General features: G+C 68.7%; 21 protein-coding genes. 9 read left to right on the forward strand and 12 right to left on the reverse strand.

Features of this window, described 5'->3' with window-relative positions; genetic code table 11:
* Positions 1–50 precede the first annotated feature (50 nt).
* Positions 51–1253, reverse strand: coding sequence for a cytochrome P450 (locus tag ACZ6DL_RS36445; RefSeq protein WP_466058102.1), 1203 nt, complete (start codon positions 1251–1253; stop codon positions 51–53).
* A gap of 370 nt (positions 1254–1623) precedes the next feature.
* Here ACZ6DL_RS36445 and ACZ6DL_RS36450 point away from each other — a divergent pair, with 370 nt between their 5' ends.
* Positions 1624–2490, forward strand: coding sequence for an LLM class F420-dependent oxidoreductase (locus ACZ6DL_RS36450; RefSeq protein ID WP_466058104.1), 867 nt, complete (start codon positions 1624–1626; stop codon positions 2488–2490).
* A gap of 112 nt (positions 2491–2602) precedes the next feature.
* Positions 2603–3181, forward strand: a complete 579-nt coding sequence (locus ACZ6DL_RS36455; protein ID WP_466058106.1) for a TetR/AcrR family transcriptional regulator — start codon at positions 2603–2605, stop codon at positions 3179–3181.
* Positions 3182–3197: 16 nt separating this feature from the next.
* Here ACZ6DL_RS36455 and ACZ6DL_RS36460 read toward each other — a convergent pair whose 3' ends face one another.
* On the reverse strand, positions 3198–4064 hold the full coding sequence (locus ACZ6DL_RS36460) for a mycofactocin-coupled SDR family oxidoreductase (RefSeq protein WP_393242145.1): 867 nt from the start codon (positions 4062–4064) through the stop codon (positions 3198–3200).
* 182 nt (positions 4065–4246) lie between these two features.
* Here ACZ6DL_RS36460 and ACZ6DL_RS36465 point away from each other — a divergent pair, with 182 nt between their 5' ends.
* The 3 genes from ACZ6DL_RS36465 to ACZ6DL_RS36475 all read left to right on the forward strand — a co-directional run bounded on the left by ACZ6DL_RS36465 (position 4247) and on the right by ACZ6DL_RS36475 (position 6236).
* Complete coding sequence (locus tag ACZ6DL_RS36465; protein ID WP_466058108.1) at positions 4247–4735, forward strand: nitroreductase family deazaflavin-dependent oxidoreductase; 489 nt, start codon at positions 4247–4249, stop codon at positions 4733–4735.
* A gap of 181 nt (positions 4736–4916) precedes the next feature.
* A complete protein-coding gene (locus tag ACZ6DL_RS36470) occupies positions 4917–5279 on the forward strand; it encodes a helix-turn-helix domain-containing protein (RefSeq protein WP_466058110.1) in 363 nt (120 codons plus the stop codon).
* Positions 5280–5471: 192 nt separating this feature from the next.
* The gene (locus ACZ6DL_RS36475) at positions 5472–6236 is read left to right on the forward strand and encodes a DUF8020 domain-containing protein (RefSeq protein ID WP_466058112.1); all 765 of its coding nucleotides are present in this window, start codon (positions 5472–5474) and stop codon (positions 6234–6236) included.
* Positions 6237–6290: 54 nt separating this feature from the next.
* On the opposite strand, the gene ACZ6DL_RS36480 is transcribed toward ACZ6DL_RS36475, so the two are convergent.
* Positions 6291–6803: a hypothetical protein gene (locus tag ACZ6DL_RS36480; protein WP_466058114.1), complete on the reverse strand. Its 513-nt coding sequence runs from the start codon at positions 6801–6803 to the stop codon at positions 6291–6293.
* Positions 6804–6983: 180 nt separating this feature from the next.
* Here ACZ6DL_RS36480 and ACZ6DL_RS36485 point away from each other — a divergent pair, with 180 nt between their 5' ends.
* Together ACZ6DL_RS36485 and ACZ6DL_RS36490 are read left to right on the forward strand one after the other, a co-directional pair.
* Positions 6984–7634 (forward strand): DUF6968 family protein, encoded by a 651-nt coding sequence (locus ACZ6DL_RS36485; RefSeq protein ID WP_466058116.1) that lies wholly within the window; start codon positions 6984–6986, stop codon positions 7632–7634.
* A gap of 193 nt (positions 7635–7827) precedes the next feature.
* Positions 7828–9192, forward strand: a complete 1365-nt coding sequence (locus ACZ6DL_RS36490) for a WS/DGAT/MGAT family O-acyltransferase (protein WP_466058118.1) — start codon at positions 7828–7830, stop codon at positions 9190–9192.
* A gap of 58 nt (positions 9193–9250) precedes the next feature.
* Here the strand turns inward: ACZ6DL_RS36490 and ACZ6DL_RS36495 are convergent, their stop codons facing one another.
* Positions 9251–11362 (reverse strand): AMP-binding protein, encoded by a 2112-nt coding sequence (locus ACZ6DL_RS36495; protein WP_466058157.1) that lies wholly within the window; start codon positions 11360–11362, stop codon positions 9251–9253.
* A 293-nt stretch (positions 11363–11655) separates the two neighbouring features.
* Between ACZ6DL_RS36495 and ACZ6DL_RS36500 the strand changes: the two genes are divergently transcribed.
* Positions 11656–11889 (forward strand): hypothetical protein, encoded by a 234-nt coding sequence (locus ACZ6DL_RS36500; RefSeq protein ID WP_466058120.1) that lies wholly within the window; start codon positions 11656–11658, stop codon positions 11887–11889.
* 5 nt (positions 11890–11894) lie between these two features.
* On the opposite strand, the gene ACZ6DL_RS36505 is transcribed toward ACZ6DL_RS36500, so the two are convergent.
* From ACZ6DL_RS36505 to ACZ6DL_RS36515, 3 genes are read right to left on the reverse strand one after another with little or no spacing between them, the layout of a single operon-like run.
* Positions 11895–12734, reverse strand: coding sequence for an RNA polymerase sigma factor SigF (locus ACZ6DL_RS36505; protein WP_466058122.1), 840 nt, complete (start codon positions 12732–12734; stop codon positions 11895–11897).
* Positions 12724–13167 (reverse strand): anti-sigma factor, encoded by a 444-nt coding sequence (locus ACZ6DL_RS36510; RefSeq protein ID WP_466058124.1) that lies wholly within the window; start codon positions 13165–13167, stop codon positions 12724–12726. Before ACZ6DL_RS36510 ends, ACZ6DL_RS36505 begins: the two co-directional genes overlap by 11 nt.
* The gene (locus tag ACZ6DL_RS36515) at positions 13167–13646 is read right to left on the reverse strand and encodes a Dps family protein (RefSeq protein ID WP_466058126.1); all 480 of its coding nucleotides are present in this window, start codon (positions 13644–13646) and stop codon (positions 13167–13169) included. The genes ACZ6DL_RS36510 and ACZ6DL_RS36515 overlap by 1 nt, the downstream gene beginning before the upstream one ends.
* 264 nt (positions 13647–13910) lie before the next feature.
* Here ACZ6DL_RS36515 and ACZ6DL_RS36520 point away from each other — a divergent pair, with 264 nt between their 5' ends.
* Entirely contained in the window at positions 13911–15398 is a 1488-nt protein-coding gene (locus ACZ6DL_RS36520; protein ID WP_466058128.1) for a mannitol dehydrogenase family protein, read from the forward strand.
* Here ACZ6DL_RS36520 and ACZ6DL_RS36525 read toward each other — a convergent pair.
* From ACZ6DL_RS36525 to scpB, 5 genes are all read right to left on the reverse strand, one after another.
* A complete protein-coding gene (locus tag ACZ6DL_RS36525; protein ID WP_466058130.1) occupies positions 15395–16153 on the reverse strand; it encodes an acyl-[acyl-carrier-protein] thioesterase in 759 nt (252 codons plus the stop codon). The genes ACZ6DL_RS36520 and ACZ6DL_RS36525 overlap by 4 nt on opposite strands.
* A 143-nt stretch (positions 16154–16296) precedes the next feature.
* On the reverse strand, positions 16297–17712 hold the full coding sequence (gene der, locus ACZ6DL_RS36530) for a ribosome biogenesis GTPase Der (RefSeq protein WP_063053696.1): 1416 nt from the start codon (positions 17710–17712) through the stop codon (positions 16297–16299).
* Positions 17709–18386, reverse strand: coding sequence for a (d)CMP kinase (gene cmk, locus ACZ6DL_RS36535; protein WP_357963343.1), 678 nt, complete (start codon positions 18384–18386; stop codon positions 17709–17711). Before cmk ends, der begins: the two co-directional genes overlap by 4 nt.
* 65 nt (positions 18387–18451) lie before the next feature.
* On the reverse strand, positions 18452–19531 hold the full coding sequence (locus tag ACZ6DL_RS36540) for a pseudouridine synthase (RefSeq protein ID WP_084499349.1): 1080 nt from the start codon (positions 19529–19531) through the stop codon (positions 18452–18454).
* Positions 19532–19540: 9 nt separating this feature from the next.
* Positions 19541–20197: an SMC-Scp complex subunit ScpB gene (gene scpB, locus ACZ6DL_RS36545; protein ID WP_357130119.1), complete on the reverse strand. Its 657-nt coding sequence runs from the start codon at positions 20195–20197 to the stop codon at positions 19541–19543.
* Between the last annotated feature and the right edge of the window lie 28 nt (positions 20198–20225).

Genomic DNA, 20225 nt, shown 5'->3' on the forward strand with positions numbered 1-20225 from the left:
CACGGCCCGGCTCCGCGACCCGGGTATCCGGATTCGTTCGCATCGACGGCTCATCGGGTCTCCACGGTGATGGGAAGGTGGGCGAACCCACGCACATTGGACGAATGCACGCGTTGGATGCCGTCCGGCACGATGTCGAAAGCGGTGACGCGAGAGGCGAATTCCTGCAACGCGACGGTCGCTTCCAGCCGCGCCAGATGCGCGCCCAGGCAGAAGTGCACTCCCGCACCGAAACTCGCCAGCCCCGATTTGTCGGCACGATCGATACGGAAACTGTCACCATCGTCGAACACCGCGGGATCACGATTGGCCGAACCGATCAGCAGCAGCACCTTCGCTCCCGCCGGGATCACGCCGTCGTGGTAGCCGAGGTCTTCCGTCGCGGTACGCGCGATCATCTGACTGGAGGTGTCATAGCGCAGCGTCTCCTCCACCCAGTCGGCCACCAGGCCTGGGTCCGCGACGACCTTCGCGTACTCCCCCGGGTAACGCGCACCCCAATACAAAGCATTACCCAGCAATTTCGTGGTGGTCTCGTTCCCGGCCACCACCATCAGGAACAAGAAACCGATGATCTCCTCATCGGACAACCGATCCCCTTCGATCTCGGCATCCAGCAACGCCGAGGTCAGATCATCCCGCCGGGCACGCCGACGCTCGGCCACCATCTCCGCGTAATAGCCCAGCAACTTCATCGACGCTTCCGCCGCCGCCACCGGCACATCCAGCACACCGTCCTCCCGGTGCACCACCAAATCCGCCAACCGGCGAATCTCCACCCGGTCGCCGGCCGGAACCCCCATCAACTCGGAGATCACATCCATCGGCAACTTGCCCGCGACCTCATCGATCCAATCGAAACTCCCCCCGGCCAGCGCCGGTTCCAAATACGACAGCGTCAGCTCCCGAATCCGGACATCCATCTGCGCGACCCGCTTCGGGGTGAACCCCTTGAACACCAACCGCCGCATCCGCATATGCCGCGGATCGTCCATCGCCAGAAACGACATCACCCGATGCGCGTGCGGCCCCCACGCCGCCGGATCCAGCGACACCCCATTCGCACTCGACAAACGCACACTGTCCCGAAACGCCGCGACCACATCCGCGTGCCGCGACAACGCCCAGAAACCCAAAGCCGCATTGCGATACAGCGGCGCCTCCTCCCGCAGCCGTCGATACGTCGGATACGGATCCTCGTGAAACCCGTAGTCATACGGATCGAACACCACCGGCTCCACCGCGGCAGTCATCGCCCACACTCCGAAACCGATAACACGTTCTCAACGGGAAGCGGCCCCGCTTCCACCATGAGAGACACATAGCTGGACATGTGTCTGGACGCTACCACTGACAGATTTTCAGGACAATCCCGAATGAACGATCTCTTCGAAACCGCGGCCGAGCGTCCCGGCGCACGCCGCGCCGGACTGGAAAACGAGAACGCGTTCTTGCAGGCCGTATACGATCGGACTACAGTCCGAACAGCTGTCCATACCGCTCGGCCGCCGAGCCGCACCGGTGCGTCCGACCCGGAACGCGCGGCATCAGGAGCGCCACCGAGGCGCTTACCGGCGAAAGACCGAGCACCACACCGAACGACCCGACAAGACAGGGGTTCCCATGCGATTCGGCATCGTCCTGTTCACCAGCGACCGTGGCATCGCCCCCGCCCCGGCCGCCCGCGCAGCGGAGCAGGCGGGATTCGCCTCCTTCTACGTCCCCGAGCACACCCACATCCCGGTGGCGCGCAGCGCGGCGCATCCGCAGACCGGCGACGCCTCGCTACCCGACGACCGATACCTGCGCACGCTCGACCCCTGGGTGGCGCTGGCCATGGCGGCCGCCGTCACCGAACGCATCGAGCTGGCCACCGCCGTCGCACTCCCGGTCGAGCACGACCCGATCACCCTGGCCAAGACGATCGCCTCACTCGACCACCTCAGCGGCGGACGGGTCCTGCTGGGCGCCGGATTCGGCTGGAACACCGACGAACTCGCCGATCACGGCGTGCCCGCGAACAAGCGGCGCACGGTGCTGCGCGAGTATCTGGCGGCGATGCGGGCACTGTGGAGCCAGGACGAGGCCAGCCACGACGGCGAGTACGTGAGCTTCGGGCCGAGCTGGGCATGGCCGAAACCGGTGCGGCGCTCGGTGCCGGTGCTGATCGGCGCGGCGGGCACCGAACGCACGTTCCGGTGGATAGCCGAGTCCGCCGACGGCTGGATCACCACGCCCGGGGAAACGGAGATCTCGGATCGACTCGCCCTGCTGCACGACATCTGGCAGCAGGCGGGGCGGACCGGACGTCCGCGCGTGGTCGCTCTCGACCACAAACCCGACGCCGCGCGCCTGGCCGAGTGGGAGCGCGGGGGCGTCACCGATGTGGTGTACGGCCTGCCGGACAAGGACGAGCCCGCGATCCTCGGCTACCTCGAGCGGTTGTCCGGCAAACTCGCGGACATCGGCCGACCACTCGGGGTGGGATAACCAGTCGCGGGTGCCTCGCATCCGTCTGACAATTTCACCGTGGCCGGAAACACAGCGAGTTCCGCCGCGTGCACGTTGCTCGAACAGAATAACGACACTACCATCTAGACACATGTCCGAAAGCGATTCCAGAACCGTTGAGGCGACCCGGCGGCGCTTGTCCGGAAAACAGGCCGACACCGTCGAGAAGCTCACCAGGTCGGCGCTGGAAGTGCTTTCCCGGGAGGGGTTCGCGGGCCTGACCATCCGAATGGTCGCCGCCAACGCGAAGGTCGGCACCGCCACCGCGTACACCTACTTCTCCTCCAAGGAACACCTGGTCGCGGAGATCTTCTGGCGCAGGCTGCGCGCGACGCCCTCGCCGGTGAGCGAGGACGCGGACGTCACCGTGCGCGTGATCGCCGAACTCCGCAGCATCGCGTTGCTCGTCGCCGATGAACCGGAATTGTCCGGCGCGGTCACCAGCGCGCTGCTCGGCCGCGATCCGGATGTCGAACATTTGCGCGCGCGTATCGGTTTGGAAATTCGCACCCGCCTGGCGCATGCGCTGTCCGGAAGTCCCGACGAGGATATTCTGAAATCGCTCGAATTACTCTACGCGGGCGCGCTGGTGCACGCGGGTATGGGCTACGAATCGTATTCCGACATCGCGGACCGCATCGAGCGGTCCGCGATGCTCATCCTGAAGTGACGCAGCGCGTTTCGCGTCACTGCCCCGCCAGCCCCAGTTTCAGCGACGCCCCGCCGTCGACGAACATCTGCAAGCCGGTCACATAGCGCGACTCGTCGGAGGCCAGGAACGTGACCGCGTGGGAGATGTCCGAGGACTCGACGAAGGGAATCGGCATGGCCTGCATGAACGGAAAGGTGACCTCGGCGTCCTCCCGCGTCGGGTGCTGCACGTCCGGACGGAAGATCTGATACATGCCGGGGTTGTGCAGCATGTCGGTGTCGACGTTGGTCGGGTGCACCGCGTTGATCCGGATCGAGCTCGGCCCCAGCGTCAAGGCCAAAGTCTGTGTGTAGGAACGGATCATCTTCTTCGACAGACCGTAGCCGTCGCCGCCCGGGCCTTGCAGCGCCTGCTGGCCGTTGAATCCGGTCTGCGGCACCAAACCCGCCACCGAGCCGGTCACGATGATCGAGGCGCCCGCCCCCAGATGCGGCAGCGCGGCGTGCACGGTGTTCACCACGCCGACGAAGTTGACGTCGAAGACGTCGACGAATCCCTGCAGCGGCACGTGGTGGCCGAGCGGGCAGATCCCGGCGTTGGCCACCACCACATCCAAGCGCCCGAGTTCGGCGACGGCGGCCCCGATCGCCTCGTGCAGCGCGGGACGATCCCGCACGTCGACCTTCCGGGCCACCACCCTGCGGCCGGTCTTCGCGACCAGGTCCTCGGTCTCGGCGAGGTCCGCCTCTGTCGCCAGCGCGTAGTCGTTGCTGGCGATGTCGGCGCAGATGTCGAAGGCGATGATGTCGGCGCCCTCTTCGGCCAGGGCGAGCGCGTGACTGCGGCCCTGCCCCCGCCCCGCGCCGGTCACCAGGACGACTTTGCCGCTGACCCGATTCATGTTTCCTCCACCGTGCTCGTCACCGGTTTCCGATACCCCTGCGACACGCGTCGCGCGTCTATGGAATAGTAACCGGACATCTGTCTGGACGATACTACGGACAAGGGTATGGATCAATCACTCTTCACCGCAGCCGATTCGAGCGCCGCACCCCGCTCCCGCGCGACCGAGCGGGGCGTCCGATGACGCCGAACCGCCCGCGCAATCTCGATTCGCCGCTCGTCGGGGCGCTCATCAAGTACATGTCGAAGGCACAGGTCTGGGTCTTCCGCCGGACCGGAGGACGCATCGGCGGGCGATGGCGGATCGGCGCGGGCTTCCGGAAGCCGGTGCCGACCTTGCTGCTCGAGCATCGCGGCCGCAAATCCGGCAAGGCGTTCACCGTCCCGCTGCTGTATCTGGTGGACGGCGCCGACCTGGTGGTCGTCGCCTCGCAAGGCGGGCTGCCGAACCATCCGCAGTGGTACTTCAACCTCTCGGCGCATCCCACCACCCGGGTGCAGGTAGGCCCCGAGCACCGCCGCGTCCGCGCCCGCGTGGCGACCCCGCAGGAGAGGAAGCGCCTGTGGCCCTTGCTCGTCGCCCTCTACGCGGACTTCGACGCCTACCAATCCTGGACGGAACGCGAGATACCGGTGCTGATTCTCCAGCCGGAGGACCAGGCGCACTGATCTCGCGCCCGGCGCGTCGAGTGGGGTCCGCACCCACACTCCCCCATGATGTTCAGCGTTCCCGGCGCGGCGGGGCTCGCCCGCCGCGGCAGTGCGACGCAATCGATCGACTCGACAGAGGATGGGAGAGCGTGTGGCGAAAATGGGTAGGCGGAAACGGTCCAGGCTGATCACCAGCGGAATGCTGCGGGAGAAGCGCCGGGCCGAAGAGCACGAAGCGCCTGCGGCGGCTGAGATCGTCGCGGACGAGGTGGTCGCGGACGAGGTGGTCGCGGACGAGGTCGAGGCGGTTTTCGCGCTCGATCTCGACGCGCTCGCCGCGCGCGTGCGCGCGCGGCGGCGGGAGATGAAGTGGACCCAGGCGGATGTGGCGGGCAACGGCGGCCCGCCGGCCAAGGTGATCAGCGAGATCGAGCGGTCCCGCAATCCGCGGCCCAGCGCCGAGGTGCTCGACCGGCTCGACGCGGCGCTCGATTGGCCCCCCGGCACCAGCGCGACGATCCTGGGCGATGAGCAGGCGCGCGAACTCGCCGCAGCGCGCTGATCGCGCGAGGCGAAACCCGGCCGGTCGGAGAATTTTTCGATATCTCCGACCGGCCGAGCCGGAACGCTCATCGGTAGCTGCATGCGCTGCTAGGCTGCTCAGCGACCTAGACGACTGCTCTTGCGCCGCCGGAGTGCGCGGGTCCGGCCGTGCTGGACGCAGGTGTGAACCCGATGAAGGAATGGACGAATCATGCAACTCCGCGGCATCACTGCGGCAGCGATACTCGCCATCGGCTCGCTGACCATCGGCTCCGGCGTCGCTCACGCCGAGCCGGCGCCCGACATCACCTACTCGGCCAGGATCGTCGAACAGACGGTGGTCGCCGCGCTCCGGGGCGGAACCTTCGAATTGGCCAAGGCGCTGCGCGATCAGCCCGCCGGCGAGGAGAACGCTCGACTAACCGAACGCGACGGCGTGCTCGTCGACCACACCGGGGCCCCCGCCGACATCGCTCGAGTGATCGACGTGGTCGACATCCGCGACGAGGACGGCCACGTCGCCATGACGTTGCCGCTGGACTTCCGGATCGCGGGCACCGCCATTCCCGTGCATCCCGAAGTGAAGAAGGACAGCACGGTGCTGGAGCTGAAGCCGACCAGGCCGGATGGCATAGGCCCCACCGAAACACTGGTCGCCAAACCGGTCGCGTCCATGACCGAGAACCAGCGTGCCCGTGACGAATTCGCCAGCCAGTTCGGACTCGCCACCGCCATCGGCGGTTTCATCGGCACCGCCATCGGCGCCACGATCGGCTGCCTGGTCACCATCCCCGTCGGGTGCGTGGCCGGTCTGCTGACCGGCGCGAGCCTCGGCGGCATCCTCGGCACCATCGCGGTCGGCGGACCGACCCTGGTCGTGGCGGGTGTCGACCTGCTCACCACGCTGCAGGCAGCCGAGGGCACCACCCGCTTCGCCGACAAGCCCGTCCAGGTCGCACCCGCACCGCCCAAGTGACCTCGTCGCGGCGGCGACCACGCCGCCGGGACGAGACCTCCGACGACCGCGCCGCTACAGCGGCGCGGTCGTCGTGTTCGAGCGGCCCACGCGCTCATCGTTGATCAGGTGATAGGCGCGCCCCAGATCGTCGAGCGCTCGCTCCCATCTGGTATCCGCGTCGTGGCCGCGCGGGTTGCGGCTGAGCAGCAGCAGTGTCTCGGCCGCGTCCGTCGACCGCGCGGCGGCGTCCAACAGGACCGGCACCGGCTCCACGGTGGTGCCCGCCGCCAGCGCGCCGATCCGGTCGTGCAGCCAGTGCGCGTCGAAACGCACCTGCTCCGTGGGGTTCTCGCCGTTCACCGGGAAGGTGCTCACCGCGGCGGCCCTGGCGGCCTCCTCCTCGTCCATCGTCGTGGTGACGACCTGACGCAGTTCACTGCTCGCGATCCGGTGTAGCAAACCGATCAGTAGAACCCGTTCGGCGTCCGGACCGCGCAGACCCGTGCCACCCAACCACCCGCCGACCTCGTCCGGGTCGACGCGCAGAATCGACAGAACCGCCCGTAACTGCGCAATCGTTACCACTTCGTCCGCCCCTCCTCATCGTCGCGGCCCCACCATCACACCTCGGCGACAGCCTGCCAAACCCGAGGCGCGTTAACCGTCCGGTAGCCCTTTTGCCGATCCGGCGTGTCTCCGCTCTGCGGCCCAGGTCACCTCGAACCGCAGGATAAACCGGGGGCCTACTTGGGTACTCCAGAATTCATGAGAGCGATACCGGCGCGGGTCACTGGTGACACGACCACGTCCGCAGTGCGCGAGTCCGAACACGGCGGTGCGATCGCGAGCACGAAATGGCGACGCATCAGGGAGGTGATCGCCACCCGAACCGTCGCCGATGCCACGCGAGAAGTGTCGATCGAGGTGGGGAAACCGCAGATGGCACCGGGCGCAACCGGCGTGGTGTGCGGTTTCCGCATCCAGGGCATCGGCGAACGATGGGCGCACGGCCCCGACTCCATCGCCGCGCTGTACCGCGCTTTCCAGGAGATCGCTCAGGAGCTGCGGCAAGCCAACAGCCACGGCGCGCACTTCGCGGTGACCGAACCGTGCGACCCGGGCTTCCCCGCCGCCCCCACCCGCCCTTCGTGCGCCGCCACGACGGCCGAGCACGAGTCGCAAGCGCTGATCGCGGCCCGTACGCTGCGCGATGCCGACAGCTCGTTGTCGATCATCATCGGCAGGCCGTACCTCGCGGCCGACCGGCGCGAGCATCTGTGCCGGTTCCACATCAGCGAGCAGGGTGCGTCGCTGGCCAGCGGCGTCGACGAGATCCAGGCGCTGCACTCCGCGATCGGCATGATCAGCGAACGCCTCGAGCTGCCGCGGGATTGGCCGGTCAGCCGCCTGTCCTGAGCCCCGCACGCACAATCCGCGGCGAACCGCCCAGCCGGTCCGGATTCGGCATCGAATCACCGGTTGGTGGATCGTCGTTCGACCGGCGTGCGTAGCCCGCGCCATGAGCAGTCCGGCACGTCCGTCGCCGACGTTCCCCACGTCCTGATCCAGACCGTGGCGGAGTCGCGGCGTCGCCAGGAGGGAACTGCCCATGGAATTCATCTCGCCGGTCGACGCCCTGTTCCTCATCGCGGAATCACGCGAGCACCCGATGCATGTGGGTTCGCTGTCGATCTTCGATCCCGCGGACGGCACCGGAGCCGAGTTCGCCCGCCGCGCGCACGCGACCCTGGCGACCGACCAGGACTTTGACCCCATGTTCCGCAAGCGCCCTGCTCGCCTCCTCGGCACCCCCCAGCTGGCCTGGACCGTCGACAGCGCCGTCGAACTGGATTACCACGTCCAACGATGGGCGCTGCCGGAATCGGGAGGCCTGGACGCCCTGACCGAGATGGCCGCCGGCCTGCACAGCACCCTGCTCGACCGGCACCGGCCGCTGTGGGAGGCGCACCTGATCGAAGGGCTCGCCGGCGACCGGGTCGGGTTGTACGCGAAGATGCACCACGCGCTCATCGACGGCGTCGGCGCGCAGCGCCTGTTACAGCGCACGCTCAGCACCGATCCCGCGTCCGGTGCCGCGCTGGTGCCCTGGCATCTGCCGCCGTCGACGGGGCACCGGGAGCACGCACCGCGCAGGCACACCCTCGGCACCCGCGCGCGTGCGCTGCTCGCCGCGGCGGGCTCGGCCTCTTCCGCGCTGCGCCTGGCCCGCACCGCGCTGGTCGAGCAACAGCTGACGCTGCCCTTCGCCGCACCGCGCACCATGTTCAACGTCCCGATCGGCGGAGCCCGCCGCTGCGCCGCCCGCTCGTGGCCGCTGGACCGGATCCGCCAGGTCAAGAAGATGACCGGCACCACGCTCAACGATGTGGTGCTGGCCATGTCGGCGGGCGCGCTGCGCACCTATCTGCTCGAACACGTCGCCCTGCCGGACAAGCCGCTGATCGCCATGGTTCCGGTCTCGCTGCGCCCCGAATCCGACGACGGGGGCAGCGGGGGCAACGCGGTGGCGGCGCTGCTGTGCAATCTCGCCACCGACCTGCCCGACCCGGCCGCGCGGCTGGCGGCGATCAGCTCGTCGATGCACCGCAGCAAGGAGATCTATCGCACGCTCTCCCCCGTGCAGGCGGTCTCGCTCTCGGCGCTGACCCTGAGTCCGCTCGCCCTGTCGCTGCTGCTCCCTGCCACGGTCGCGCTGACGAGCCCGCCGTTCAACATCGTCATCTCCAACATCCCAGGGCCGCGCGAGCCCCAGTACTGGAACGGCGCGCGCGTCGCCGCCAGCTATCCGCTGTCGATTCCCCTGGACGGGCAGGCGGTGAACATCACCCTCACCAGCAATGCCGACAGCCTGGACATCGGCATCGTCGCCTGCCGCCGCAGCGTGCCGGACGTGGCCAGGCTGCTCGACCACCTGGAATCCGCGTTGACCGATCTGGAGGACACCGTCTACTGACCGGACCCCCAGTAGCGAGCCGACACGGCGGCCGGGCGGCCGGATCGCCGCTCGGAGGTCAGGACGAACTCGCCGTCCCGAGCCCGTTGATCGACGGCGGCAGCTCCGGCTTCGCCGCACCGGGGCCGGCCAGCAGGCGCTTGAGGATCTTGCCGGTGTCGCCGCGCGGCAGCGCCGAGAGGAAGGTGACGTCACGCGGGACCGAGAACCGGCTCAAGCGGTTGCGGATGTAGGTGCGGACCATGTCCGAATCGAGCCCCGACCCTTCGCGTTTGACCACGAAGGCCACCAGCCGCTGCCCGAATTCGTGGTCCGGTACACCGACCACCGCGACGTCGCTGACCTGCGGCAAGTGCGCGAGCGCCTCTTCGACGGGGCGCGGGAAGACGTTCTCGCCGCCGGAGATGATCATCTCGTCGTCCCGGCCCGCGATGAACAACCGGCCCGAGGCGTCCAGATAGCCGAGGTCGCCGGTGTCGAGCATGCCGTGCGCCTCGTCCGGCGGCGCCGAGTTGACGTAACCGTCGAACAGCATGTGATTGCCGACGAAGATGTGCCCGGTGGCGCCGATCGGCAACCTGCGGTGGTCCGGCCCGAGCACGGCGACCTTGGTGCCCAGCGGGGGGCGCCCGGCCGTGGTCGGCGAGGTGTGCAGGTCGTCGGGAGTCGCGATGGTCGCCCACGACACCTCGGTGGAACCGTAGACGTTGTAGAGGACGTCGCCGTAGGCCTCCATGAATCGCTCGACGGTCGCGCCCGCCAGCGGCGCGCCGCAGCTGATCATGTGCCGCAGGCTGGAGGTGTCGTAGCGGGCGCGCACGTGCGCGGGCAGATCGAGGATGCGCTGCACCATGGTCGGCACGACGATCACCGTGTTGACCCGGTGCTCGGCGATGCCGCGCAGGCAGTCCTCCGCGTCGAACCGTCCCGTCAGCACCACGGTCGCGCGCAGCGCGGTGCTCAGCTGTAGCCCGGCCAGCCCCCAGGTGTGGAACAGCGGCGCCGGGATCAGCATGGTCTCGTTCATCTGCATCGGGATACGCGACAACAGGGCCGCGATGGACCCGAAGCCCTTCGGGTGCGGCCTGCGCGCGCCCTTCGGCGTCCCGCTGGTCCCCGAGGTGAGCACGATGAGCCGCCCCGGCTGGGCGGGCGTGCGGAAGGTGGTGTGCCCCTCGGACACGAGTTGATCCACGGTTGTCCGCTCGGGCACCGGGGGCCGTTCGTCGGTGTTGTAGCGCGGGATGTCGGCGTGCAGGTAGCGCACCAACTCCTCGAGGTCACCGTCGACGAACAGCGCCGAAAGCCGGTCGCGCTGCACGATCTCCTCGATGGTGCGGCCCGCCAGCCCGGCGTTCAGCAGGGCGACGTCCACGCCGAGTTTTCCCGCGGCGACCATGCATTCGACCATCGCCGCGTGGTTGCGCGCCAGCAGTCCGATCGCGTCACCGGGGCCGAGACCGTGCGCGGCCATCGCGCCTGCCAGCGCATTGGTCCGCTCGTGCATGTCGGCGAAGGAGCGGGTGCCGTGGTCGTCGATGATCGCGACCCGGTCCGGGGCGTACGCCGCGCCCGCCGCGTATCCGCCCGCCAGGTTGAAACCCCACTTCGCCAGTGAACGCAGCTGTTTGAAGCTGCGATCGAAACGAACCGGCAGCACGACGCCGCTGGCCACCATCTGCCGCGCGACGCCAGCGTTGCGCCGGATCGGCGAATCCTCCCCGTTGACCACCAGGGAGGTCCGCGCGCCCTTGGCGACGTCGGCCACCCGCTTCAGTCCGCTTTTGGTCCATTCCGCGATCGCCACATTGGACAGCTCCGCCACGCGGGGGTGCACGCGGCTGGGCGCGAAATAGGTGACCGTGACCTTGGTGCGCTCCTCGTCGCCGTGTAGTCGCACCGACGCGAAGCTGCCCAGCGCGGCGTACTGCATCTCGAAGCTCTCGTACCAGCGGCCCACGCTGATTCGGATCTGGTGGGTGCGGATACCGGACTCGTAGGTGCCGACGCGCATCTGCCAGACCACGTTCCCGTCGGCCGACTGGATCTGCTCACACGCGCCGATACCGGTGAACATGCGCGGATACGTCTGCGGTTCGAGCAGCAGGTCCCAGATGGTCTTGCGGGCGATAGCGAATTCGGCGACTACATCGATGACGTCGGTAACCAACTTGTGCACTTCTCGTCGGCCGGTTCGAAGAACTTCGGGTCGGCGGGTAGCTCCTTTGTAACGTCAGTCACAGGTAAGGTCAAGTAGCTCGGGCCTCGCCGCCACTACCAGCGACACGCAGGAAATACCCTGCGATTGCCCAGCATTCACCTGGGGCTGGGAACCGGCCCAAATCCCTCGCGCGAAGCCTGTGAATGAACCCAACGATCGCCGAAACTCCCGCCCGGCGGCGACGGCCGATCCTAACGTCGCAGACGCCTGCTCGGCAGGACCGCCCGCTGGCTGGAGAGGTTATGGACCACAACCCCGCACGACGCATCGCGCACTCCCGCGCCGAGGAGATCCTCGACTTCTTCGGCAAATGCCGAGCGTGCGGCTATCCCGCTTACGCGGAGAGCACCACGCTGCACTACGACAACGGCGATATGGAGACCAAGGTCATCGCCAGCTGCGCCTTGCCGTGCGGCTGGACGGGCGAGGTGTCGGCCACCCCGATGACCGGCTCGGCCGCCCGCCCCCGCACGTAGGGAAGTCAGGCCGCGCGCGAGGCGAGTTCGTCGGGACCGAGCGCGCGCTTGCGCAGCTCGCCCAGGATCCGGGCGAGGATGCGCGATACCTGCATCTGGGACACGCCCAGCTCTTGCGCGATCTGCGTCTGGGTCCGGCACTCGTAGAAGCGCATGATCAGCACCTGCCGATCGCGCCGCGGCAGCTCGGCGATCAGGGGACGCACCGCCATCGCCTGCTCCAGCAGGTCGTAGCACGGCTCCTCGGCGCCGAGCGTGTCGGCGAGCGCCTGCGGCGCGCCGTCGCCGTCCTCGCGGCCACCGGCATCCAGCGAGTTGGTCTGGTAGGCGTTGCTCGCGATGAGCGCCTGGGTGACCTCGCCGAGTTCGACGTCCAATTCCTCGGCGATCTCCCGCGCCGTCGGCATCCGCCCGAGGCGGTGCGACAACGTCTCGGTGGCCGGGCCGATGCGCAGCTGGATCTCCTTGAGCCTGCGCGGAACTCGCAAGGACCACGTGTTGTCCCGGAAGTGCCTGCGCACCTCGCCCATGATGGTGGGGACCGCGAAGCCGAGGAAGGAACTGCCGCGGGAGACGTCGAAGCGGTCCACCGCGAGCACCAGCCCGACCCGGGCGATCTGCAGCAGGTCCTCGTAGGACTCACCGCGGCCGGAGAACTTGCGGGCGATGTGTTCGGCGAGCGGAAGACACCGTCGCGTCACCTCCTCGCGCAGCGCGGCGCGATGCGGATCGCCCTCCTCCATCGAGGCCATCTTCTCGAACCACGGCTCGATGTTGTCGTAGCTGTCCCCTGCGCGCTTACGGCCCGTCGTGCCATTCCCGTCGGTCGTGAACTCACGTGTCATCAAATGGTCCTCGTTCCCAACTGAATTCGATAACGGTCGGATACCCGCCGATCTCGGAATCAAAAGGGTCACGAGAAATCGACAGGGAACTGGTGAGCATGCGCACGAGTTCCCAGCTCAACGGATCGCCTTCGGCCACCTCGTCACCGAACGCGGCGACGGAATCGACGCGCACACTCATCCGGTCCGCGCCGTAGGTGAACGCGCAGCCGAGCACCGAGCCGGGCGCGGCGCCCACCAGCAGCATGGTGGCCGCCTCGTTGATCGCCAGGCGGATGTCCGCGGCCGCGTCGAACGGAACGTCGGCGACCAGGCAGACGGTGTCGGTCATCGCACGGATCAGGGCCAGGTGTCGCGCGTCGGCGGGGATCCGCACCGCGACCGTGGTGGTCTCGGTGGCGGGCGCGCCGAACGCGCATGTGATCACCCGCATCAGACCGTGGCGAGCTGCGCTTGCCACATCCAGTGCAACTGCTCCAGTCGCGCCGCGATCGCCAGGAACAGATCCTGGGTTACCGGATCGGCCTTCTCGGTGGCGGCGATCCGCTCACGCAGCCGCTTGATCACGGCGGCGAGGTTGCCGACGATCGCGTCGATGATGTCGGTGTCCTGCTGCCAGCCCTCACCGATACCGATCGCGCCGGAATCCTTGGCCACGGTTCCCGCGCGACCGTCCGGGCTGATCCCGACGGCGGTGGCGCGTTCCGCGGCCGCGTCCGTGAAGTCCCGTGCCACGGTCACCAATTCGTCCAGCGCGAGGTGCACCGACCGGAAGTTCGAGCCGACCACGTTCCAGTGCGCCTGCTTGGCGATCAGCGACAGGTCGATCAGGTCGACCACCGTGTCCTGCAGGGTCTCGCCCGCGATGCGCTGCTGCTCCGGGTCCAAGGTACTGGTGATGGGTTGGGACATCGTTTCGAACCTTTCTGCCGTTCATCCGGGTCATCGACGGTCTACCCAGTCATGCCGCGATAAACCTCCCGGTAGGTCCAGCGGACGGGGTGGACGCCCCGCCGCCCCGCACGGGTCTCCGGCGGCCCGTGCGGGGTGCACGGGTAACCCGGGCGCGACCGCACCGCACCGCGGCGGCGGTGACGATCCGACCCCGCCGCGCCGGGCCGGTCCGCGACCGCCGCTGCACTATGGTGTGATCCACACAACACGGGGAGGTGCGTGATGGCGGAGCGGACCGCGACGCCCTTACGGGCGGCGACCTTGACGGAGTTCGCCGGTCGCGTCTCGACACCGACCTATGACCGATCCCGGATCTCGACCGGCATAGCGCATTTCGGGGTCGGCGGGTTCCATCGAGCGCACCAGGCGATGTACGTCGACCGCCTGCTCGAGCGCGGACTCGGGCAGGACTGGGGCATCTGCGGTGTCGGCGTACTGCCCGGCGATCGCCGGATGCGCGATGTGCTGAGGGCGCAGGACGGCTTGTACACGTTGTCGACGGTCGCGCCGGACGGCGCCTGGACCACGCGCGCGATCGGCTCCCTCGTCGAGTACCGGTACGCGCCCGATGATCCCGAGGCCGTCGTGGCGAAGCTCACCGATCCGGCCACCCGGATCGTCTCGCTCACCATCACCGAGGGCGGCTACCACATCGCGGCCGCCACCGGCGAATTCGACGCCGACGACCCCGGAATCCGCGCCGATCTCGCCGGGAGCGCCCCGCCCGCCACCGTTTTCGGGCTCGTCACCGAAGCGCTGGCGCGGCGCCGATCAGCGGGTCTCGCGCCGTTCACCGTGCTGTCCTGCGACAACATCGAGGGCAACGGCGACGTCGCGCGCCGGATGTTCGGCGCGTTCGCCGCACTGCGCGATCCAGGGCTCGGATCCTGGGTGGCGGAGCAGGTGCGCTTCCCGAATTCGATGGTGGACCGGATCACCCCGGTGACTCCCGCCGGGGCGACCGGCGAGGTCGAGCGGCGGTACGGGCTCATCGACCGCTGGCCGGTGGTGACCGAGCCGTTCGCGCAGTGGGTGCTGGAGGATTCGTTCGGGCTCGGCCGCCCGGCCTTCGAGGAAGTCGGGGTGCAGGTCGTCGACGACGTCACCCCGTACGAACTGATGAAACTGCGATTGCTGAACGCGAGCCACCAAGCGCTGTGCTACTTCGGATACCTGAGCGGCTACCGGCTCGTCCACGAAGCCGCACAGGATCCGGTCTTCCGGCGCTTCTTGCTGCGCTACATGGACGCCGAGGCGACGCCGACGCTGCGACCGGTGCCCGGGGTCGACTTGGACGCCTACAAGCGCACGCTAATGGACAGGTTCGCCAACCCCGCGATCGGCGACACCATCGCCCGGCTGTGCGCGGAGTCCTCCGACCGGATCCCGAAGTGGCTGCTGCCGGTGGTCCGGGCGCAGCTCGCCACCGGCGGCGAGATCGACTGCGCGGCGGCAGTCGTCGCGAGCTGGGCGCGCTACGCCGAGGGTGTCGACGAGGACGGGGCGAAGATCGAGATCGTGGACCGGCTGCGTGACCGGCTGACCCCCCTCGCGCGGCGCCAACGCCAACAGCCCACCGCCTTCCTCGGCGAGCGCTCGCTGTTCGGCGACCTGATCGACCATCCCCGGTTCGTGACCGCGTATCGGGCCGCGCTGGACAGCCTGCGCACCAGAGGCGCGCACGCCACCGTCGAGGAACTGGCCCGCTAGCGTGGGGTGACGCGGGCGACCGCCCGGCAGTCGGCGCCGACCGCGAACCAGACATCCAGGCTGGAGTCGGTGCACCGGGCCACGAGCTCGACGTCCTCGCCCGACCGCACCGGCTTGCCGTACTCGACCACCACGCGGTGCGGGCCGGACTTGAGTTCGGTGTGATCGGCGAGCACTTCCTCGAGCGCGGTGAGGTAGACCGCGTTGTTCATGTGGTCGAGCAGATCGATGTCGGTCGCTCGCAGTGGAAAACGCCTGCACTCGACGCCGGGATCCCCTGCGGGGGGCATGGGGTCGGTGAGTTCGGCTTTCCAGCGCAGCCGATGCTCGGTCGTGCAGGCCAGCATGGGTGCGAGGAACCGGTCGCTCATCCGGGCGGGGACCCCCGATTCGGTGCCGAAATGGATCAGGAAGCTCTCGGTCTCCACCAGCCCGCCCGCGCTGCCGCAGATCTGGACCCGCATCGTGCACCACCGGGTGGATGTCGCCGAGGGCCAGCGCCGCAGGGTCGCCGCCTCACCGAACGCGAGCGGTTTCAGCGCGTCGACCACCGTCCTGCGGATCACCCACAGCCGATGGATGTCGCCGTCCTCGAGGACATCGAGATGGTCGTAGCCGACGTCCTGCAGGTAGCGCGCGACGCCGTCGAGCCGCAGCCGCTGGTCGCGATCGGTGTCGGCGAGACGCACCGGCCATCCCGTCTCGAACGGAGTCAGGACGGCCGGTGGTTCCGGCAGCACGCTGGGAATGGCCATAAGCGGATGATGCCAGCCATTTGCCACTATCGCACCGCTACGCGCAGATCGTCATCGACCCGAGAAGATAAGGTCTCCCATTAGGTAACTTTACCCGAGGCGTGCTTCCGAAATTGATCGCTAATAGTTAGCCCGACTGTTCTCTACTTCTTGCGATCCCGCTTCTCCCGCACCCGCACCGAGATGCGCACCGGCGAGCCGTCGAAGCCGAACTCCTCGCGCAACCTGCGTTCCAGGAAGCGCCGGTAACCCGCCTCCAGGAAGCCGGTGGTGAACAGCACGAAGGTGGGCGGCCGGGTGGTCGCCTGGGTGGCGAACAGCACGCGGGGCAGCCTGCCGCCGCGCATCGGCGGCGGGGTCGCGGCGATCACTTCCTTCAGCCAGGTGTTGAGCCTGCCCGTCGAGATGCGCTTGTCCCAGGACTCGAGCGCGGTCTCCATGGCGGGCACCAGCTTCTGCACCGCGCGGCCGGTGTGCGCGGAGATGTTCACCCGCTGCGCCCACGGCACCCGGACCAGATCGCGGTCGACCTCGCGGTCCAGTTGCAGACGGCGATCCTCGTCGACCAGGTCCCACTTGTTGAACGCCAGCACCAGCGCCCGCCCGGAATCGGCGACCATGCTGATCACCCGCAGATCCTGCTCGGTGATCGGCTGCGAGGCGTCGATCAGCATGATCGCCACCTCCGACGCCTCCAGTGCCGACTTGGTGCGCAGCGAGGCGTAGAACTCGGTGCCGCTGGCATTGCTCACCTTGCGGCGCAACCCGGCGGTATCGATGAACTTCCAGATCTTGCCGCCCAACTCGACGAGGGAGTCGACCGGGTCGACCGTGGTGCCCGCGACATCGTGCACCACCGAACGCTCGTCGCCGGCCAGCTTGTTCAGCAGGCTCGACTTGCCGACGTTCGGCTTGCCGACCAGCGCAACACGACGCGGGCCGACACCGCCGGTCCCTTCGCGCGGCGTCTCGGGGAGCACCGCGAGCACGTCGTCGAGCAGGTCGCCGGTGCCGCGGCCGTGCGCGGCGCTGACCATGCGCGGCTCGCCGAGCCCGAGCGACCACAGCGCCGCCGCTTCCGCTTCTACCCGCTGGTCGTCGACCTTGTTGGCGACCAGGATGACCGGGACGGCGGAGCGGCGCAGTTTCCGCACCGCGGCCTCGTCGGTCGCGGTGGCGCCCACGACGGCGTCGACCACGAGAAGGATCGCGTCGGCGGTCTGCATGGCCAGTTCGGCCTGGCGGGCCACCGATTGCTGCAGCCCCTTCGCGTCGGGCTCCCAGCCGCCGGTGTCCTGCACGAGAAAACGGCGACCCGCCCAATTCGCCTCGTAGGACACGCGGTCGCGGGTCACGCCGGGAATGTCTTCCACGACCGCCTCGCGGCGGCCGAGAATCCGGTTCACCAGCGTCGATTTGCCCACGTTCGGGCGGCCGACCACCGCGAGCGTCGGCATCGCGACGTGCGCTCGGTCCTCGAATTCGCCCTCGAGTTCGGCCAGCTCCCAGTCGGCCTCGTCGCTCCAGACGCCGTCGCCGGCGAGCACATCCTCGTTCATCGGTCACCTCCGGTCCGGTACGCCGAGACCTGCTGCGCGACAACGCGATACAGCTCGTCGATGACCTCGTCCATGGACAGTTCACTGGTGTCGACGCCCACCGCGTCCTCGGCCGGGCGCAGCGGGGACACCTTGCGGGTCGAGTCGAGGGTGTCACGGCGCTGCACGTCGGCGAGCACCGCCGCGTAATCGTCGCCCCGGCCCTCGGCGATGTTCTGCTGATTGCGCCGGTGCGCCCGCGCCTCGGCGGACGCGGTCAGGTAGATCTTGGCGTCCGCGGCGGGCAGCACGACGGTGCCGATGTCGCGGCCCTCCACCACGATCCGCCCCGCGGCCGCCGTGATGTCGCGCTGCATGGCGACGAGCAGGTCACGCACCTCGGGCACGGCGGACACCGCGGACACGGCCTTGGTGACGGCGTCGCCGCGAATCTCCGAGCGCACGTCCTCCCCGTCGAGCTCGATCACCTCGCGGCTGGGATCGGTGCCGATGGACAGCGGCAGTTCCTTGACCGCGGCGGCGATGGCGGCGGTGTCGGTCAGCTCGATGCCCGCGCGCAGCACGCGCAGCGTCGCCACCCGGTACATCGCGCCGGTATCGAGGTAGCGGGCGCCGAGGCGGGTGGCCAGGCGCCGCGAGACGCTCGACTTCCCGGTGCCCGACGGCCCGTCCATGGCGACCACCAGCGGGCTCGTACCGGCCAGCCGCGCCGGCGCCTGCACCGGGATCTCCACACCGTTCACAACGACACCGCCTCGTAGAGTTTGCCGATCTCATCGCGGCCGAGCACCCGCAACGTGCCGGGCCGTTGGTCGCCGAGCGCGACCGGGCCGATATTCGTGCGGACCAGCCGGACGACCGGATGGCCCACCGCGTCGAGCAGGCGGCGCACGATGTGCTTGCGCCCCTCGTGCAACACGATCTTCACCAGGGAACGTCCCTCCCCCAGCTCGAGCACCTGGAAGCGGTCGACCTTCGCGGGACCGTCCTCCAGTTCGACGCCTTCCTTCAACCGCTTGCCGACCGCGCGGTTGTTCACCTCACCCTGCACCGTGGCCAGGTAGGTCTTCGATACCTCGAAGGACGGGTGCATGAGCCGGTGCGCCAGATCGCCGTCATTGGTGAGCAGCAGCAGGCCCTCGGTGTCGGCATCCAGCCTTCCGACATGGAAGAGGCGCTGACCAGCGGCGATCCGCTCCGCCACGATGTCACCGACGCAGGGGCGCCCCATATCGTCGGACATGGTGGACTGCCAGCCCTTGGGCTTGTTCAGCGCGACGTGCACCAGTTCCTCGCGCACCACCACACGGGTGCCGTCGACGCGCACCACGGCGTGCTGCGGGTCGATGCGCAGGCCCTGCTCGCGCACGATCATGCCGTCGACCTCGACGCGGCCCTGCGCGATCATCTCCTCGGCGGCCCGCCGCGACGCGACGCCCGCCTTGGCGAGGACCTTCTGCAACCGCTCCCCCTCGCCCCAGGGGAGTTTGGCGTGACCGCCGGACGCGTCGGGCTCCACGTTCTGGTGGCGCGCGGGTTTGGCGTTGCTCAGCAGCGGCGGCGCTGTGACCTGACGCTGCGGCTTGGGCTTCTTCTTGCCGGCTGGGGCCGGGTGTCGCTGCGGGCTCGGGGCCTGCGCCGATCCGCGCTGGGCGGATCCGCGGCCCGCGCCCGCCTGCTGGGCGCCACGGGCGCTCGTGCCCCGTTGGGCCGAACGGGCGTCGCGCGAACCCGAGTTGCGGCTCGCGCCGCCCCGTTCGGGCTGTGCGCCGCGTTTCCTACGATCCGGTGTGCCATCTCGGCGAGCGGGCGTATTCATGATGTCCTGTCACTCTGCGGTACCGAGGTCCAAATCGGCCTCGGCGGGTTTCCTCAACCTGGTGTAACGGGGGTCCGTCTCCAGGCTCTCGTTGATCTCATCGATCAGGTCGACGCCCGGAAGCAGGGGCGCCAGTGGCGGCAGGTCGCTCAGCGAAGCGAGCCCGATCCGTTCCAGGAACAGCTCGGTGGTGCGATACAGCGTTCCGTTGGTCTCCGGGTCGACGCCTGCCTCGGCGATCAAGCCCCTGGCCAGCAGAGTGCGCATCACCCCGTCGACGTTCACGCCACGCACCGCGCTGACCCTGGTCCTGGTCACCGGCTGACGGTATGCCACCACCGCCAGTGTTTCCAACGCCGCCCGGGTCAGTTTCGATCGGGAGCCGTCGAGCAGCATCCGTTCCACATACGGCGCGTACTCGCTGCGAGTATAGAAGCGCCAGCCGTCACCGACGAAACGCAGATCTATCCCGCTGGACCGCGCCGACAGCTCGGCGGACATCGCACGCAGGGTGTGCTCGACCCGCTGCGGGCTGTCGCCGAGGGCGGCCGCGAGCTGGTCCACCGGCGCGGGAGCGTCGACGACCAGCAGCATGGCCTCCAGCGCCGAACGCAGATCGGCGTCCTCCAGCGGCTCGGGGGTGAGTTCCACCACTGCCTCACTCACGACTGCCCCTCGCCGCAGTCCGGGCGCG

The organism is Nocardia sp. NPDC041819 (assembly GCF_055590505.1).

Coding starts and splice junctions, on each gene's coding strand:
- ACZ6DL_RS36490 (WP_466058118.1), top strand. CDS start 7,828: ATGGAATTCATCTCGCCGGTCGACGCCCTGTTCCTCATCGCGGAATCA.
- ACZ6DL_RS36470 (WP_466058110.1), top strand. CDS start 4,917: ATGCTGCGGGAGAAGCGCCGGGCCGAAGAGCACGAAGCGCCTGCGGCG.
- der (WP_063053696.1), bottom strand. CDS start 17,712: ATGAACGAGGATGTGCTCGCCGGCGACGGCGTCTGGAGCGACGAGGCC.
- ACZ6DL_RS36505 (WP_466058122.1), bottom strand. CDS start 12,734: ATGACACGTGAGTTCACGACCGACGGGAATGGCACGACGGGCCGTAAG.
- ACZ6DL_RS36540 (WP_084499349.1), bottom strand. CDS start 19,531: ATGAATACGCCCGCTCGCCGAGATGGCACACCGGATCGTAGGAAACGC.
- ACZ6DL_RS36500 (WP_466058120.1), top strand. CDS start 11,656: ATGGACCACAACCCCGCACGACGCATCGCGCACTCCCGCGCCGAGGAG.
- ACZ6DL_RS36460 (WP_393242145.1), bottom strand. CDS start 4,064: ATGAATCGGGTCAGCGGCAAAGTCGTCCTGGTGACCGGCGCGGGGCGG.
- ACZ6DL_RS36475 (WP_466058112.1), top strand. CDS start 5,472: ATGCAACTCCGCGGCATCACTGCGGCAGCGATACTCGCCATCGGCTCG.
- cmk (WP_357963343.1), bottom strand. CDS start 18,386: ATGGACGGGCCGTCGGGCACCGGGAAGTCGAGCGTCTCGCGGCGCCTG.
- ACZ6DL_RS36520 (WP_466058128.1), top strand. CDS start 13,911: ATGGCGGAGCGGACCGCGACGCCCTTACGGGCGGCGACCTTGACGGAG.
- ACZ6DL_RS36455 (WP_466058106.1), top strand. CDS start 2,603: ATGTCCGAAAGCGATTCCAGAACCGTTGAGGCGACCCGGCGGCGCTTG.
- ACZ6DL_RS36485 (WP_466058116.1), top strand. CDS start 6,984: ATGAGAGCGATACCGGCGCGGGTCACTGGTGACACGACCACGTCCGCA.
- ACZ6DL_RS36510 (WP_466058124.1), bottom strand. CDS start 13,167: ATGCGGGTGATCACATGCGCGTTCGGCGCGCCCGCCACCGAGACCACC.
- ACZ6DL_RS36515 (WP_466058126.1), bottom strand. CDS start 13,646: ATGTCCCAACCCATCACCAGTACCTTGGACCCGGAGCAGCAGCGCATC.
- ACZ6DL_RS36465 (WP_466058108.1), top strand. CDS start 4,247: ATGACGCCGAACCGCCCGCGCAATCTCGATTCGCCGCTCGTCGGGGCG.
- ACZ6DL_RS36445 (WP_466058102.1), bottom strand. CDS start 1,253: ATGACTGCCGCGGTGGAGCCGGTGGTGTTCGATCCGTATGACTACGGG.
- ACZ6DL_RS36450 (WP_466058104.1), top strand. CDS start 1,624: ATGCGATTCGGCATCGTCCTGTTCACCAGCGACCGTGGCATCGCCCCC.
- ACZ6DL_RS36525 (WP_466058130.1), bottom strand. CDS start 16,153: ATGGCCATTCCCAGCGTGCTGCCGGAACCACCGGCCGTCCTGACTCCG.